A 15,581-nucleotide genomic window follows, 5' to 3' on the forward strand; every position below is an offset into this window, starting at 1 on the left:
GAATAAACATATGGAAGCATTTACAGGAAAAGTATGGGTGCTTGGAGACGATATTGATACCGATATCATTATCCCGACCGAGTATCTTGCTTTAAAGACAATTGACGATATGAAACAGTACGGCTTTTCCCCGCTCCGCCCGGAACTGGCCGGACAGATTGAAAAGGGCGACATCATCGTGGCAGGAAAGAACTTCGGCTGCGGCTCCTCGAGAGAGCAGGCACCGGAGATCATCAAGGCGCTCGGCATTTCCTGCGTTATCGCGAAATCCTTTGCTCGGATCTTTTTCCGCAACTCCATCAATAACGGCCTTCTTCTGATCGAGCAGCCGGATCTGCACGACGATATCAAAGAGGGCGACGCCATCACCGTCAAGATGAATGAGCATGTTGATTACAACGGAAAAACATACCCGATCGCAGCTCTGCCGGAGAACCTGATGGATATCATTCAGGCAGGCGGCCTGGTAAAGGCAATGCGCAAGCGCAACGGATTGGATTAAGAGCGGGAGGAAGAAACGATGGGCAATACAGTAATTGAAAAAATCATCCGCCACAACACCGGAAAAGACGTAAAACCGGGCGACATTGTGACGGTCAACGTGGACAGAGTCATGATTCATGATATCTTCATCCCGTTTGTCGGCGATAAATTCGAGGAGATGGGCTTTACCAAACTGTGGGACCCGGATAAAGTCGTTCTGATCTACGACCACCTCGTTCCGGCAAGCCAGGTGGACGATACGAGACATTTCCACAAAGGCGATGAATTTGCAAAGAAATACGGCATGAAAAACGTACACAGAAGCGACGGAATCTGCCATCAGTTAATGACAGAGGCAGGTTACGTAAAACCGGGCGACGTTGTTTTCGGAACCGACAGCCACACGACGACATACGGCTGTGTCGGTGCATTCTCTTCCGGAATCGGCTACACCGAGATGGCGAGCATCCTCGGAACCGGTACGATGTGGATCAAAGTGCCGGAGACGATCAAAGTTGTCATCGAAGGCGAGCTGCCGAAAAATGTGATGTCAAAAGACATTATCCTGCGTCTGATCGGTGACCTCGGTGCAGACGGCGCAACGTACCGCGCACTGGAGTTCTCAGGAAACACCGTAGAAAATATGACCGTGGCAAGCCGTATGACGATTGCCAACATGGCGATCGAGGCAGGTGCCAAATGTGCACTTTTTACCCCGGATGAGAAGACCGCAGAATACTGCGAGATCGAACTCAATGACTATCAGAAGAGCTTAAAAGGCGATGAGGATGCGAAATATCTGCGCACTATCACTTACCGTGCTGAGGACTTCGTGCCGGTGATGGCATGCCCGTCCCAGGTAGACAAGATCCGTGATACCAGCGTTCTCGAGGGAACCCCGATCGATCAGGTCTTCATCGGTTCCTGTACGAACGGCCGTCTCGAGGATCTGCAGGCGGCAGCCGAGGTTTTAAAAGGCAAAAAAGTAGCCGACTACGTAAAACTGATCGTAACACCGGCAAGCCGCAAGATTTATCTGCAGGCAAGCAAAATGGGCATTCTCGATACACTGGCAGAGGCAGGCGCCATGATTACACATCCAGGCTGCGGCCTGTGCTGCGGAAGAGCGGGCGGAATCCTCTCTGACGGAGAGCGTGTTGTAGCAACGAACAACCGAAACTTTCTTGGAAGAATGGGTACTTCTAAAGTTGAAATTTATCTGGCATCTCCAAAGACAGCGGCAGCATGTGCAGTAGCTGGAAAAATTGTGACGCCGGAAGTGTAAACGAACTTAACAGCAGAAAGGGAAAACAGACGACATGAATGGTTCAATGTTTATCGGAACCTGGTGGGCACTCGTCCCGCCGCTGCTTGCAATTCTGCTTGCATTTGTAACAAAAGAAGTTTACAGTTCCCTGTTCATCGGATCGGCAGTCGGTGTCCTTTTGTACACCGGCTTCCATCCGTGGGATGCGTTCACAAGCTTCTTTGAAATTTTACGGAACAGCATGAACATCAACATTCTGATCTTCGATATCCTGCTTGGCATGGTTGTCGTGCTGATGGCGAAATCCGGCGGCTCGGCGGCGTATGGAAAATGGGCGGGGACGAAGATCAAAACGAAGCGGAGTGCGCTTCTGGCAACGATGGGGCTTGGTGTTCTGATTTTTGTGGATGACTATTTCAACTGTCTGACAGTCGGCTCTGTCATGCGCCCGGTCACGGACAGCCACAAGGTTTCCCGCGCGAAACTCGCATACATCATCGACTCCACCGCAGCGCCGATCTGCATTATCGCGCCGATCTCAAGCTGGGCGGCAGCCGTCAACTCGTATGTGCCGGCGGATGCGGGAATCAGCGGATTCCAGCTGTTTCTACGGACAATTCCGTATAACCTGTATGCGATCCTTACAATTGCGATGGTCTTTTACATCTGCTACACCGGCTTTGATTTTGGTCAGATGAAGCTCCACGAGGATAATGCCGCCAAAGGTGATCTTTTCACGACCGGAGGCGAGGAGTTTGAGCAGGTTTCCGAGCAGGAGGTCAATCCGAACGGAAAAGTCATCGACCTCGTGCTCCCGGTTGCCGTACTGATTGTATCAGCGATCGGAGCGATGGTTTACACTGGCTTCCTCGGCGGCGCGGACAATGTGATTTCCGCGTTCGCAGGGTGTGATGCAGAGACGAGTCTGATTTTTGCCTCCGTCGTGACGATCCTGTTTATGATGGCGCTGTATCTGCCGCGGAAGGTCATCACCTTCAAGAGCTTTATGGACAGCCTGTCCGAGGGCTTCAAGCTGATGGTTCCGGCGGTTACGATTCTCGTCTTTGCGTGGACCTTAAAAGGCGTCGGTGATGCGATGGGCCTGGCCCAGTTTGTCGGAAGTGTCGTGGGAGACCATGCATCCGCAAGTATTTTTATCCCGGTGGTGCTGTTCGCCGTGGCGGTGTTCCTTTCCTTTTCGACGGGAACCTCCTGGGGAACGTTCGCGATTCTTGTGCCGATTGCAACGGGCATGTTCGCCGCCGGAACAAATCTGGAGATGATGATTATCTCGGTATCCGCCGTCCTGGCAGGGGCGGTCTGCGGTGACCATATTTCGCCGATCTCGGATACGACGGTTATGTCAAGTGCGGGTGCGCAGAGCAACCATCTGAACCACGTATCGACGCAGATGCAGTATGCGGCCGTTACGGCGTGTGTCTGCCTGGTGGGATATCTGATTGCAGCCGTGACCAGAACGTGGTGGATCACACTTGGCGTCAGCCTTCTTCTTCTTTTGGCTGTTTTAACCGGAATGCGCAGATTTTGCGCAAAAAAAGCGGAAAACGGCAAAAAATAAAAAAGAAAACAGAAAAACGCGTGAAATGCTTGACGGGAGAGAAAAAGAACCGTATACTAAAAAATAGAACAAACATTCACAGGACAACGGTGTCCTGCAAAGAAGAAGCGGAACGCTTTTGGAGCAGGAATGTGAATTGGAACAGAAGGAATTGGATTTTTTAAAGTCCAGTTCCTTCTGTTTATCTCTGCTAAAATTGCATCGGAGCTGTGAAATGCAGGAGAAGAAAGGAGGCATTCCGGGGCGAAAACGCTTTGGAAAAGGGAAGGACTGTTATGGTCAGAAAGATCATAGCAGACAATGGCAAAAACAAAAAGAGGGAGAAAATATATGATATTTGGAAAGTACATTAACAAATACTACCTGAAGAATGCGCCCATTCTGATTCTCGGTCTTGCAGCGCTGATTCTCGTAGATTATTTCCAGCTTTTCATACCGGAGCTGTACCGCATGGTCATCAACGGCATGAACGGCGACTCTGTTCTGGTCAACGGCCAGGCGGCGGTGTTTGATATGGAATTTCTGCTGGATCAGGTCTGCCGGCCCATGATTATTACCATTATCGTCATGGTAGTCGGCCGTTTCCTGTGGCGGGTCTGCTTTTTCGGCTCCGCGATCCGCGTGGTGACCGATCTTCGTACCTGCATGTTCGCGCACAGCAAGGAGCTGTCCCAGGAGTATTATCAGGTCAACAAAGTCGGAAACCTGATGAGTCTTTACACGAACGATCTCGATACCGTGCAGGAGTGCTTCGGCGACGGTATTCTGATGTTCTGCGATGCGCTGTTTTTAGGCCTGCTTGCCGTGATCAAAATGTGGCGCATGAACCACTTCCTGACCGGCCTTTCCATGATCCCGATGGCATTTCTGATGGCCGCCGGCACAACGCTCGGCAAATACCTGATGAAAAAGTGGGAAGAGCGCCAGGCGGCCTTTTCCGAGCTGTCCGATTTCGCGCAGGAAAACTATTCCGGTCTTGCTGTCATCAAAGCATTCGTCAAAGAGACGAAAGAGCTGATGATGTTCCGTAGACTGAACCGCGAGAACGAGGACATCAACGTAGAATATACCAAAATTTCCACACTGCTGAACATTATGGTAACGCTGTTCGTTGAGTCCGTTATCTGTGTAATCTTAGGCTACGGCGGCTATCTCGTTTACTGCGGAAGCTTCGACGCCGGCCAGCTTGTCGAGTATATCGGCTATTTCTCGGCCGTTGTATGGCCGATCATGGCGGTCTCCATGCTGATCGAGAAGACATCCCGTGGAAAAGCGTCCTTAAACCGTATTACGGAACTGCTTGACGCAAAAGTCGATGTGAAGGACCGCGGCGGTGTGCAGGATCTGCCGTCCATCCATGGAAAAATCGAGTTCCGCAATCTGACCTTCCGCTATCCGGACGGGGAGTACGATGTGCTGAAAAACGTATCGTTTACCATTGAGCCGGGCGAGAGTGTCGGCATCGTCGGAAAGACCGGTTCCGGAAAAACGACCATCGTCGATCTGCTGCTCCGCACCTACAACGTGCCGGACGGAACACTGTTCATTGATGACCACGATGTCAACACCGTTTCCATCCACTCCGTGCGTGAGGGCTGTGCCTACGTGCCGCAGGACAACTTCCTGTTCTCCGACACGATTTCCGGCAATATTTCCTTCGCCTTTGATGACGAAAACCAGGAGGCCATTGAGGATGCGGCGATGATGTCCGATGTCCATGACAATATCGCAGAGTTCAAAGAGGGCTACCGCACCGTTCTTGGCGAGCGCGGTGTGACGGTTTCCGGCGGACAGAAGCAGCGAATCTCGATTGCGCGTGCGCTGATGAAACACGCACCGATTCTGATTCTCGACGATTCCGTCTCTGCGGTCGATACCAAAACAGAGCGCACGATTCTCGACAATCTCAAAAAACGTGAGGGACTGACGACAATTCTGATCGCACACCGGATTTCAACGGTGGAGCAGATGGACAAGATCGTGTTCGTCGAGGACGGAGAAGTCCATGCAGTCGGAAAACACGAGGATCTGTACCGGACCTGCACGGCGTACCGCAAGATGGTCGATCTGCAGAAACTTGAAGAGGAAGCGGGGGAGGAGTAGAAATGCACAATTATTATCCGATTCTCTGGGTCGGCGCGATCATCGGCGTGATTTCCACCCTGCTGATTGTGGCCGCGTTTGTAGTGAAAGATGGAGAAAAAGAAACCGGCTTTGAGCGGAACATGAAAGACAGTGAAATCATGCAGCGTCTGATGGATTACGCAAAGCCGTTTTACCGCCAGTTTATCGTTGTTGGTTTTCTGATGCTGTTTTCGATCGCGTACGATATCATTTCGCCGCTGATCGTCGGCAAAATTGAGGAGCTCGTCGTTGGAAAATTCGCGCTGAATACCCTGTTTCTGTGGGTAGCGGGCTATGCGGCAATCCTTCTTGTCTCGATGGCGTGCACGTATTTCCAGGCCGTGATTCTGCAGAAGACGGGTCAGAAAATCATTTCCAATATGAGGGAGGATCTGTTCGTCCACATCGAGCGCCTTTCCCACGAGCAGTTAAATGAGATTCCGGTCGGAAAGCTTGTCACGAGAACGACAAACGATACGAACGCGATTTCGCTGATGTTCACCAACCTTCTGGTCAATCTTCTGAAGAACTTCTTCGTGATCATCGGCATTCTGATTGCGATGCTGTTTCTGAACTATGAGCTGACGCTGATGGTGCTCTGCTTCGTGCCGTTTATCGTGCTGTTCTCGATTATTTTCCGCAAATTCTCGCGAAGAGCACACCGGAAAGTAAAAGACTGTACTACGGACATCAACACGTATCTGTCGGAGAACCTTTCCGGTATGAAAATCACACAGATCTTCAACCGCGAGGATGCCAAGATGCGCGAGTTTACCGATAAGAGCAACGCACTCGGCCGCGCACAGCAGGAGCAGATTTTCGTGTTTGGTATTTTCCGTCCGCTCGTCTACATGCTGTATATCAGCTCCGTGCTCTGCCTTTTGTATTTAGGCGGCAAGGGCTATCTGGATGGAACGTCGTTCCTCGGCCAGACGCTTACCAGCGGTATGATCGTCAGCTTTTACATGTATATTTCAAAATTCTTCAACCCGATCCAGAACCTGGCGGAGCAGTTCAACTGGCTGCAGTCCGCATTTGCATCCGCCGAGAAAGTATTCTCGATTCTGGATCTCGAGCCCAAAATGCAGGATGCGCCGGATGCGATCGAGCTTACCGGCATCAGGGGCGAAATTGAGTTCCGCGACGTATGGTTTTCCTATATCCCGGGCGAGTGGGTGTTAAAAGGCGTTTCGTTCCACGTCAACCCGAAAGAGACAATCGCATTTGTGGGTTCCACCGGTTCCGGAAAATCGACGATTCTTTCCCTGATCTGCCGGAACTACGAGTTCCAGAAGGGTGAGATTCTGATCGACGGCATCGACATCCGAAAGATCAAGATCGATTCCCTGCGGAAAAAATTCGGCCAGATGCTGCAGGATGTCTTCCTGTTCTCGGGAACGATCCGTAGCAACATTATTCTCCGTGAGGAGGGGATTTCCGATGAGGAGATCATGGACGTCTGCCATTACGTGAATGCTGACCAGTTTATCAACAAGCTGGATCACGGCCTCGACGAGCCGGTGCGGGAGAGAGGAAACAACTTCTCCGCCGGACAGCGCCAGCTTCTCTCGTTTGCGCGTACCATCATCCATAAGCCTTCGGTCATGATCCTTGACGAGGCGACGGCAAACATCGACACCGAAACCGAGCTTCTGATCCAGGATTCCATGGAAAAGATGAAGAACATCGGAACGATGCTGATCGTAGCGCACCGTCTTTCGACGATCCAGCATGCGGATGAGATTATCGTACTGTCCCACGGAAAAATCGTGGAGCATGGAACGCATCAGGAGCTTTTAGCAGCGCAGGGAAGATATTACCAGCTCTACACGCTGCAGTACCACCGCGAGCAGAGTGAGAAACAGAGAGGAAGAAAGTAAGAAAATTTTAGAACAATAAAGATAATTTACAAAAAGGGAGAAATTTTGTTTGTGCAAAGTGACAAAATTTCTCCTTTTTTTTACGGTGTATCATATTAAAATGATTTTAAATCAATATAGTCATATGAAAAAAATATGAGCGTAATACGATATCCGTTTTTCCATCTCAAAAAGCGGGCGGTTATAATAAGGGAAGCAAAACGGCAGGCACCAGAAAGCCGGGCCGTCTGTTGAAAGAAAGGGAAAATTTATGGAAAAGAAAGCAAGCCTTGTAGGACGCCTGCTCTCGGAAAATCAGATGTCGGAAGCATTTATCAACAGTATGTTTCTGGCGCTGTCCGGCGGTTTTCAGGATGCCTACACGTACAATTGCAGAGATGAAGTATTCTCAAATGCCCAGACGGGAAACGTTGTGCTGATGAGCCAGAACTTTCTGGAAGGAAACTTTACGGCAGGTCTTCGGTATCTCTTCCCGATCCTCTTTTTTGCGATGGGTGTATTTCTGGCAGAAAATTTCCAGGAGCATTACCGGTATGCAAAGAGGCTGCACTGGCGGCAGGTACTTCTCGCGGCGGAAATTGTGATCCTTGCGATCGTCGGATTTATTCCGTCTTCTTATAATATGCTCGCGGCGATGCTTGTATCGTTTGCGTGCGCGATTCAGGTACAGACCTTCCGCAAGGTCGGCGGTTATTCGTATGCAAGCACCATGTGCATCGGAAACCTGCGAAGCGGAACCGCAGCGCTGTCTATGTATCTGCGGGATAAGAAAAAAGAACAGCTCCGTCAGGCCGGATACTATTTCGGCGTGATTCTGGCTTTCGCCATCGGCGCCGGAATCGGAGGCGTGTTCTCCATGCTGTATGGAATCCACGTAATCTGGATTTCCTGCGGACTTCTTCTGGTGAGCTTCCTTCTGATGTCACTGGAAAAGTACCGCTGAGAAATAAGAGAGAGTGAAGAAAGAAGGCTGAAAAAATGGAAGTATTTCTGGAGTGCTGTATGACACTATTCTTTTCAGCGGCCATGCTGCTGCTGATCGTCCGCCTGGCAAAGGGTGAGGAGAAAAACATGATGTTTGCGCGTGTGTTCTCCCTGGCGTCCAACGTCGGTTTCTGGATTGGAATCGTCCGCATCGCTGTGCTGAACCGGAGCGGATTTCTGATGTTCTTCTACATCACAGGCGCAATGCTTTCCTACACGGCGATGGTCTTTGCCATGCCGCATAAAAAAGAGCAGATTTCCAGACAGCAGGCATAAATAAAAAAGAGACCCTGTATACGGGAAGGATGGAGCAGCGATGTTCCGTCCGCCGGTACGCAGGGTCTTTTTCTGTTTCAAACAAAAGTTCATAAAATCTTATACGCGTTCCAGAAGCTCCCCGATCAGCTCTTTTGCCGCAGCGTTCTGGTGCTGCCGCGGGTTGATGATAAGACAGATTTCACGTTTGGGGGCCTCCTCGATGAGCGGAATCCGACAGACGGTACGGCTCTTTAAGGCATCGCGTGCCAGCTCCTCCGGATAAAATCCGATGCCGAGGTTATACTCGACCATAGGAAGAATCTGATCCGTCGTCGCCGCCTCCATATCGGGGTGGAAGGCGAGGCTGTGATTCAGAAAGTACTCGGCGTACAGCTCCCGCGTGCCGGTGTCTTTGGCAAGCGAGATAAAAGGATATTCTGACAATTCGCCGAGATGATGCGGCTCTGCGGAAAGGGATGCATATTTCGATCCGCCGATCAGAATTTCCTGGAATGGGAAAATCGGGATCTTGTGCAGCGGTTTGCGGATTTCCACCGGGCTTGTGACGACTGCGAAGTCGACCAGACCGTTTTCGAGCGCCTGGATGGCCTGCGGCGTCGAGTGGTTGGAGATGCGCAGGCGGACGTGCGGATAGCGGGTGTGGAAGTGCTCCAGGCGGGAGAGCAGCATCAGACGAAGTGCCGTCTCACTCGCACCGATTGTGATAAGGCCGCTCTCAAGAGACCGCTCAAGAGCCAGCTCCTCCTCAACCGTGCGGAGCTGTTCGTAGGCAACGGCCACACGCTCATACACCTTTTCGCCCTCCGCTGTCAGTGTGACACCCTGGTGGGAACGGATAAAAAGTTTGCAGCCAAGCTCACTTTCCAGATTGTTCATGCACCGTGTGATGTTGGGCTGGTTGTTTTTCAGAATTTCCGCGGCTTTTGTAAAGCTGTGATATTGTGCTACGAAGTAAAAAATGCGATAATAATCATATGTAATCATAAAAACCTCCGAAGGATGAAGAAGAAAAAATCATCCATGATTGCTTCAATATAAAATACATGCGCCGGGTTGTCAAGGGATTTCTGAGGATGGTCCGGCCGGATTGTGCGGGGGATGGCAGAAGAGAAGTGGAAATTTTTTGAAAAAACACTTGCAAAATACCCGGACAGGGTATATAGTGTAGAAGAAAACAAGATACCCCATTAGGGTATATGAAATAGAAAATCCAGAACTACAGAAAGGAAGACATACGATGGAACAGTACAATGTAACCGGCATGAGCTGCGCCGCCTGCCAGACCCGTGTCGAAAAAGCCGTGTCAAAGGTACCCGGTGTCACATCCTGCGCAGTCAGCCTTCTGACAAATTCCATGGGCGTGGAGGGAACGGCCTCCCCGGCAGAGATTATTGCCGCCGTGGAAAATGCAGGCTACGGTGCATCGAAAAAAGGCGAGAAGGGAAGCACATCACAGTCGGCTTCCACAGCAGAATACGAAGAGATGCTGAAAGACAAGGAAACACCGGTCATGAAACGCCGTCTGTTGAGCTCCGTTCTTCTTTTGATTCCGCTCATGTATTTCTCCATGGGCCATATGATGTGGGGATGGCCGCTGCCGAAATTCTTTGAAGGAAATCACATCGCAATGGGACTGGTACAGCTCCTGCTTACCATTGCGGTCATGGTCATCAACCAGAAATTCTTTATCAGCGGTTTCAAGAGTCTCTGGCATAAAGCACCGAACATGGACACACTGGTAGCGCTTGGTTCTACCGCATCGTTTGTATACAGCGTCTACGCCCTGTTTGCCATGACGGGAGCGCAGGTACAGGGGGACATGGATGCAGTCATGAGCTATATGCATGAATTTTACTTCGAGTCCGCAGCCATGATTCTGACCCTGATTACCGTCGGAAAAATGCTGGAGTCGATTTCCAAAGGAAAAACGACCGATGCGTTAAAGAGTCTGATGAAGCTGGCTCCGAAGACCGCCGTTCTCTTAAGAGACGGAAAAGAAGTGGAAGTCGGCATTGATCAGGTGAAAAAGGGCGATCATTTCATCGTCCGCCCGGGCGAAAATATTCCGGTGGACGGCGTTGTCCTGGAGGGAACGAGTGCCGTCAACGAATCCGCGCTGACTGGCGAGAGTATTCCGGTGGATAAAGAGGCCGGCGACCGCGTATCGGCGGCGACCTTAAACCAGTCCGGTTTCCTGACCTGTGAGGCGACGAGAGTCGGAGAAGACACAACACTCTCCCAGATCATTCAGATGGTCAGCGATGCGGCAGCGACAAAAGCGCCGATCGCCAAAGTGGCCGATAAAGTTTCCGGTATTTTTGTGCCGGCCGTTATCTGCATTGCACTTGCTACGATTGTGATCTGGCTGTTTGCAGGAGAGAGCGTCGGCTTTGCTCTTGCAAGAGGTATTTCCGTTCTCGTTATCAGCTGCCCGTGTGCGCTCGGCCTTGCAACACCGGTTGCGATCATGGTCGGAAACGGAATGGGAGCAAAACACGGAACGATGTTCAAAACCGCAGTTTCTCTCGAGAAGACAGGAAAAACACAGATCGTTGCACTCGATAAGACTGGAACCATCACAAGCGGAGAGCCGCAGGTAACCGATCTTGTCCCGGCGGACGGTGTAAGTGAGGAGGAGCTTTTAAAAGGTGCCTTTGCACTGGAGCAGAAAAGTGAGCATCCGCTGGCCCGTGCGATTCTTGCACTTGCAGAGGAAAAAGGCCTGGCCCGCGAAGAAGTCCGTGATTTCTCTGCGCTTCCTGGAAACGGCCTTGTGGCAAAACGGAACGGAAAAGAGCTCTGCGGAGGCAACCGCGCACTGATTACGAAAAAAGCGGTTCTCTCGAAACAGATGGAAGAGCAGGCAGCAAAACTTTCCGAAGAAGGAAAGACACCGCTGTTCTTCAGTGAAGACGGAAAGATGCTCGGTATGATCGCGGTTGCGGATGTCATCAAAGAGGACAGCCCGCGTGCGGTGAAAGAGCTGCAGAATATGGGAATCCGTGTCGTGATGCTGACCGGAGACAATGAGCGCACCGCGCGTGCCATCGGCGCACAGGCAGGTGTGGACGAAGTCATCGCAGGCGTTCTGCCGGATGGAAAAGAAGCGGTCATCAGCCGCCTGAAAGAAAAAGGAAAAGTAGCGATGGTAGGAGACGGCATCAACGATGCACCGGCTCTGACCAGTGCGGATGTCGGTATTGCCATCGGAGCAGGAACCGATATCGCGATCGATGCGGCAGACGTTGTCCTGATGAAGAGCCGCCTTTCCGATGTACCGGCAGCGATCCGCTTAAGCCGTGCGACCCTCAGGAACATTCACGAGAATTTGTTCTGGGCCTTCATTTACAATATCATCGGTATTCCGCTGGCTGCGGGCGTATGGATCCCGCTGTTCGGCTGGAAGCTGAACCCGATGTTTGGTGCGGCGGCGATGAGCCTTTCGAGCTTCTGCGTTGTGACAAACGCCCTGCGTCTGAATCTGTTTCGGATGCACGACGCGTCAAAAGATAAAAGAATCAAAAACGAAATTCCAAAGGAGGATCTGAACATGACAACAGAACAGGGAATGGTAAAAACCATGACAATCGAGGGCATGATGTGCGGCCACTGCGAGGCAAGAGTGAAGAAAACACTTGAGGCAATCGAGGGTGTTGCATCCGCAGAAGTAAGCCATGAAAAAGGAACAGCCGTTGTAACACTGACAGCCCCGGTATCAGACGATGTGCTGAAAACAGCCGTAGAGGCACAGGATTACACCGTAAAAGGAATCCAGTAAAACAGGAAACATTGAGAAAAGGGAAACGCGCCTGGAATGAAAATTTCCGGGCGCGTTTCCTTTTTTTACCAGATATAGCAAAAATATTGCAATTTGTTCGGAATTTTCGTGACAAAAGGACAAAAATCCGTTAGGATAGAGAAAAAGAAGAGCAAAAACAAAAGGGTTTTTAGGATCAGGAGGTTTTTACATTATGACAGAGTACAGACTTGCAAAGCCGGAAGAGTGGGAGGACTGCATCGAACTTGCAAACTACGTGTTCAGCACGGCACACCGTCCGCACGACTTTGAGCAGTTAATTCCAAGGGTTTATCAGGCAGGACCGGAAATGGCACGGATCCACCGCGTCGCTGTTGCGGAAAACGGCAGACTCCGGGCCGAGATTGCGGTGCTTCCGCAGCAAATGGCAGCAGGGGGTAAGCTGCTCCGCGCAGGATATGTGGGAAGCGTTTCCGTGCATCCAAAGGCAAGGGGCGAAGGCCACATGAAGCGTCTTCTTGGCGACTGGATTACGGATCTGGAAGGAACGTGTGATCTTCTGGCACTGGACGGTCAGAGACAGCGGTATGCCTACTTTGGCTTTACGCCGGGAAGTGAAAAATACACGTTTTACCTGGATGTGGCAAATGTGCGCCATACCTGGAAAAACGGGGAACTCTCCGCTTATACCTTTGCGCCGCTGTTTCCGGAAAACGGCGAAGCGGACGAAGAGGCGGCAGCCTTTGCAAAGAAGCTGAATGAGGAAAAACCGCTTTACGTGGTAAGAGAGGATGTGAAAGCCTGCCTGAAAACATTCGGTGAGCAGGCAATTGCAATCTGGAAAAACGGTGAGCGGATCGGATATCTGGCACTTTGCGGCGGAAACCAGGTTGTGGAAGCAGAAGTGTTGGAGGAACAGGATTTCGTTCCTGCACTTGCCGCTTATTTAAAAGAAAATGCGCTTGACTCTCTTTTCATTTCCATTCCGGTGTATGAGACCGGAAAAGCAGCAGCGTTATCGGAAGTCTGCGAGAGTTTCACAAAAGAGCGCTGCGGTTCCGCGATGTACCGCATTTTTGAGTTTGCGGACGTTATCGAGGCAATGCTGACCATGAAAGCAGAGACGATGGGCATCAGCGATGGAACGTGGTCTGCTGTACTGGAGGGGCAGCCGGTGACCGTGACGGTAAAAGATGGAACTGTGACCGTGACAGGGGAAGCCCATCCGGGGGCAGATGTACTCAACCGGGAGCAGGCGCAGGAACTGCTTCTTTCACCGCTGGCAAGTAAGGGAAGCAAGGTTCCATCTGAAATCTGGAAGAACATTCCATCCGACTGGTTCCCGCTTCCGCTGTACTGTGCGACGGCAGACGAATTTTAGGCAATGACTGTTGGGAGGCAGAGAAATATGAACGAGACAGCGAAACGAGACAGAAGAGACGAAAAAGAAGAAATCCGGTACCATGTGATTTTCTACGGCCAGGTGCAGGGCGTGGGGTTCCGTTACCGGGCGTATTATGCTGCCTACCAGCTCGGACTGACCGGCTGGGTGAGAAACTGCTGGGATGAGACGGTGGAGATGGAGGTGCAGGGTGATGAGGAGACGATCACGGAGATGATCAAAAGGATCCGCACCTCCAGCTACATCGAAATCACGGATGCAAAATGGACGAAGATTCCGCTGGAATCGGAATTCGGTTTTCATATCCGTTGATCAGGGCTGCTTTTTCTCTTTTTCCGGAATTTCGACGAGAATGATATCGTTGCCGATCTGGCAGATGCGGTCCCATGGGATCACAAAATCCTCGCCGTGGCAGAAAAAGCCGCAGAATTTCACAGGACCCGGAAGAACGAGTCCGGTAAGATGTCCCGTTTTTGGATTGAATTCCACATCAATCGGACAGCCGAGCGTTTTGCAGGTGCAGATATTGATAACTTCTTTCTGGCGGAGATCTACAACGCGCATGCGGTGCTCCTTTTTACTGATTCCTATGGAAAAACATATGCGAAAATGTTGCTGCAGTTGACTTGAATTTCACGGAAAAATGCGTATACTGTAAAAGTAGAAAACTTTCCGAAATACTTATTTAGAAACGAGGACGAAAGATATGAGATGTCCATTTTGTAATCAGGATAATACCCGGGTTGTGGATTCACGCCCGATTGAAGACAGCAATGCGATCCGCCGCCGCCGGATGTGCGATGTCTGCGGCAGACGCTTTACGACATACGAAAAAGTGGAGACGATCCCTTTGATCGTCATCAAAAAAGATATGAACCGCGAGCAGTATGACCGCTCGAAAATCGAGACCGGTATCCTGCGCGCCTGCCACAAACGGCCGGTGTCCGCCGAGAAGATCAACGAGATGGTCAACAAGGTGGAGACGGAGCTTTTCAACGGCGAGGAACGCGAGATTCCAAGCTCTGTGATCGGAGAGAAGGTCATGCATTACTTAAAAGACCTGGATCAGGTGGCGTACGTCCGCTTTGCGTCGATTTACCGTGAGTTCAAGGACGTCAACACGTTCATGGACGAGCTGAAAAAGATGCTCGACAAATAGCGGGAGGCAAAAAAATGGAAGTGTCGAACTATATTAAAATGCGCGATCAGATGCAGGAGCGCTTTCTGACGTACGATCAGAAGGAGATCGAAGGGAAGTATGGCTTTGCCTTTGATGACGATTATTTCTATGTGCCGTACCTTTTTGAGGAGTGGAGAGTGAACCGCCATACCGGCGTTGCAGAGGGCTCAAAAGACCATTTTCTTCATGTGCACCAGGGCAGTTTCAATGAGACACTGACGATTTTCGACCTGCTCTGCTGCGGAAAGAAGGAGATTGTGCTCGCCGGCACGTATGCGCGCACCAATTCCTTAAAGGGAACGATCAAAGGCCGCACGATTGCGTCCGGCGTTCACGACAGCCGCGCCGCACGGTATGACGGGCATGTGGAACAGCTGAAAAAAGCATGCGTTTCCCTTAGCGGAAAACCATATTCCCCGGGAGACGCTGCTTTTGTTTTTCATGTCTTTCCGTTTCTGCCGCTCGTCTTCCAGTTCTGGGAGTCCGATGAGGAATTCCCGCCGGTGCTGAAGTTTATGTGGGATGAAAACGTCCTCGATTATCTGCGGTTTGAGACGCTGTATTACGTGATGGGAGACTTCCTGGACGCACTGGATCAAGCCTTCGATGCATGTAAAACAGAAGCCTGATACCTTTTGTGAGACAA

At 50.9% G+C, this 15,581-nt stretch carries 15 protein-coding genes; 13 read left to right on the forward strand and 2 right to left on the reverse strand.

Translation table 11 applies throughout. The features are described from left to right. The first annotated feature begins 10 nt into the window (after nt 1–10). The 8 genes from DWW13_RS00310 (at nt 11) to DWW13_RS00340 (ending at nt 8,593) form a co-directional block, all read left to right on the forward strand. Nucleotides 11–502: a LeuD/DmdB family oxidoreductase small subunit gene (locus DWW13_RS00310; protein ID WP_118659113.1), complete on the forward strand. Its 492-nt coding sequence runs from the start codon at nt 11–13 to the stop codon at nt 500–502. Between the two features lie 18 nt (nt 503–520). Further along, the gene (locus tag DWW13_RS00315; protein WP_118659114.1) at nt 521–1,768 is read left to right on the forward strand and encodes a 3-isopropylmalate dehydratase large subunit; all 1,248 of its coding nucleotides are present in this window, start codon (nt 521–523) and stop codon (nt 1,766–1,768) included. 34 nt (nt 1,769–1,802) lie between these two features. Next, nucleotides 1,803–3,329 carry a Na+/H+ antiporter NhaC family protein gene (locus DWW13_RS00320; RefSeq protein WP_055267079.1) on the forward strand — a complete coding sequence of 509 codons (1,527 nt, stop codon included), beginning with the start codon at nt 1,803–1,805 and terminating at the stop codon, nt 3,327–3,329. Between the two features lie 136 nt (nt 3,330–3,465). Next, nucleotides 3,466–3,663: a hypothetical protein gene (locus DWW13_RS18750; RefSeq protein ID WP_158579728.1), complete on the forward strand. Its 198-nt coding sequence runs from the start codon at nt 3,466–3,468 to the stop codon at nt 3,661–3,663. Further along, a complete protein-coding gene (locus DWW13_RS00325; protein ID WP_158579729.1) occupies nt 3,660–5,432 on the forward strand; it encodes an ABC transporter ATP-binding protein in 1,773 nt (590 codons plus the stop codon). The genes DWW13_RS18750 and DWW13_RS00325 overlap by 4 nt, the downstream gene beginning before the upstream one ends. A 2-nt stretch (nt 5,433–5,434) precedes the next feature. After that, nucleotides 5,435–7,333, forward strand: a complete 1,899-nt coding sequence (locus tag DWW13_RS00330) for an ABC transporter ATP-binding protein (protein WP_118718956.1) — start codon at nt 5,435–5,437, stop codon at nt 7,331–7,333. A 250-nt stretch (nt 7,334–7,583) separates the two neighbouring features. Then, complete coding sequence (locus tag DWW13_RS00335; RefSeq protein WP_226906306.1) at nt 7,584–8,276, forward strand: YoaK family protein; 693 nt, start codon at nt 7,584–7,586, stop codon at nt 8,274–8,276. 35 nt (nt 8,277–8,311) lie between these two features. Further along, entirely contained in the window at nt 8,312–8,593 is a 282-nt protein-coding gene (locus tag DWW13_RS00340) for a hypothetical protein (protein ID WP_055218286.1), read from the forward strand. A 99-nt stretch (nt 8,594–8,692) separates the two neighbouring features. On the opposite strand, the gene DWW13_RS00345 is transcribed toward DWW13_RS00340, so the two are convergent. Next, nucleotides 8,693–9,580: a LysR family transcriptional regulator gene (locus DWW13_RS00345; RefSeq protein WP_055228469.1), complete on the reverse strand. Its 888-nt coding sequence runs from the start codon at nt 9,578–9,580 to the stop codon at nt 8,693–8,695. 253 nt (nt 9,581–9,833) lie between these two features. Here DWW13_RS00345 and DWW13_RS00350 point away from each other — a divergent pair, with 253 nt between their 5' ends. The 3 genes from DWW13_RS00350 to DWW13_RS00360 all read left to right on the forward strand — a co-directional run bounded on the left by DWW13_RS00350 (nt 9,834) and on the right by DWW13_RS00360 (nt 14,067). After that, nucleotides 9,834–12,374, forward strand: a complete 2,541-nt coding sequence (locus tag DWW13_RS00350) for a heavy metal translocating P-type ATPase (RefSeq protein ID WP_118718958.1) — start codon at nt 9,834–9,836, stop codon at nt 12,372–12,374. Nucleotides 12,375–12,567: 193 nt separating this feature from the next. Next, nucleotides 12,568–13,734 (forward strand): GNAT family N-acetyltransferase, encoded by a 1,167-nt coding sequence (locus tag DWW13_RS00355; RefSeq protein WP_118718960.1) that lies wholly within the window; start codon nt 12,568–12,570, stop codon nt 13,732–13,734. Nucleotides 13,735–13,761: 27 nt separating this feature from the next. Then, complete coding sequence (locus DWW13_RS00360; protein WP_022462510.1) at nt 13,762–14,067, forward strand: acylphosphatase; 306 nt, start codon at nt 13,762–13,764, stop codon at nt 14,065–14,067. Here DWW13_RS00360 and DWW13_RS00365 read toward each other — a convergent pair whose 3' ends face one another. Then, complete coding sequence (locus DWW13_RS00365; RefSeq protein ID WP_022462511.1) at nt 14,068–14,319, reverse strand: YlmC/YmxH family sporulation protein; 252 nt, start codon at nt 14,317–14,319, stop codon at nt 14,068–14,070. 142 nt (nt 14,320–14,461) lie between these two features. Between DWW13_RS00365 and nrdR the strand changes: the two genes are divergently transcribed. Together nrdR and DWW13_RS00375 are read left to right on the forward strand one after the other, a co-directional pair. Further along, complete coding sequence (gene nrdR, locus DWW13_RS00370; RefSeq protein WP_022462512.1) at nt 14,462–14,914, forward strand: transcriptional regulator NrdR; 453 nt, start codon at nt 14,462–14,464, stop codon at nt 14,912–14,914. A 14-nt stretch (nt 14,915–14,928) separates the two neighbouring features. After that, nucleotides 14,929–15,564 carry a DUF3786 domain-containing protein gene (locus tag DWW13_RS00375; RefSeq protein ID WP_118718962.1) on the forward strand — a complete coding sequence of 212 codons (636 nt, stop codon included), beginning with the start codon at nt 14,929–14,931 and terminating at the stop codon, nt 15,562–15,564. The last annotated feature ends 17 nt before the right edge of the window (nt 15,565–15,581 follow it).

Source organism: Blautia sp. AF14-40, from assembly GCF_003479665.1.
In the GTDB taxonomy this organism is placed as follows: Bacteria; Bacillota; Clostridia; order Lachnospirales; family Lachnospiraceae; genus Fusicatenibacter; species Fusicatenibacter saccharivorans.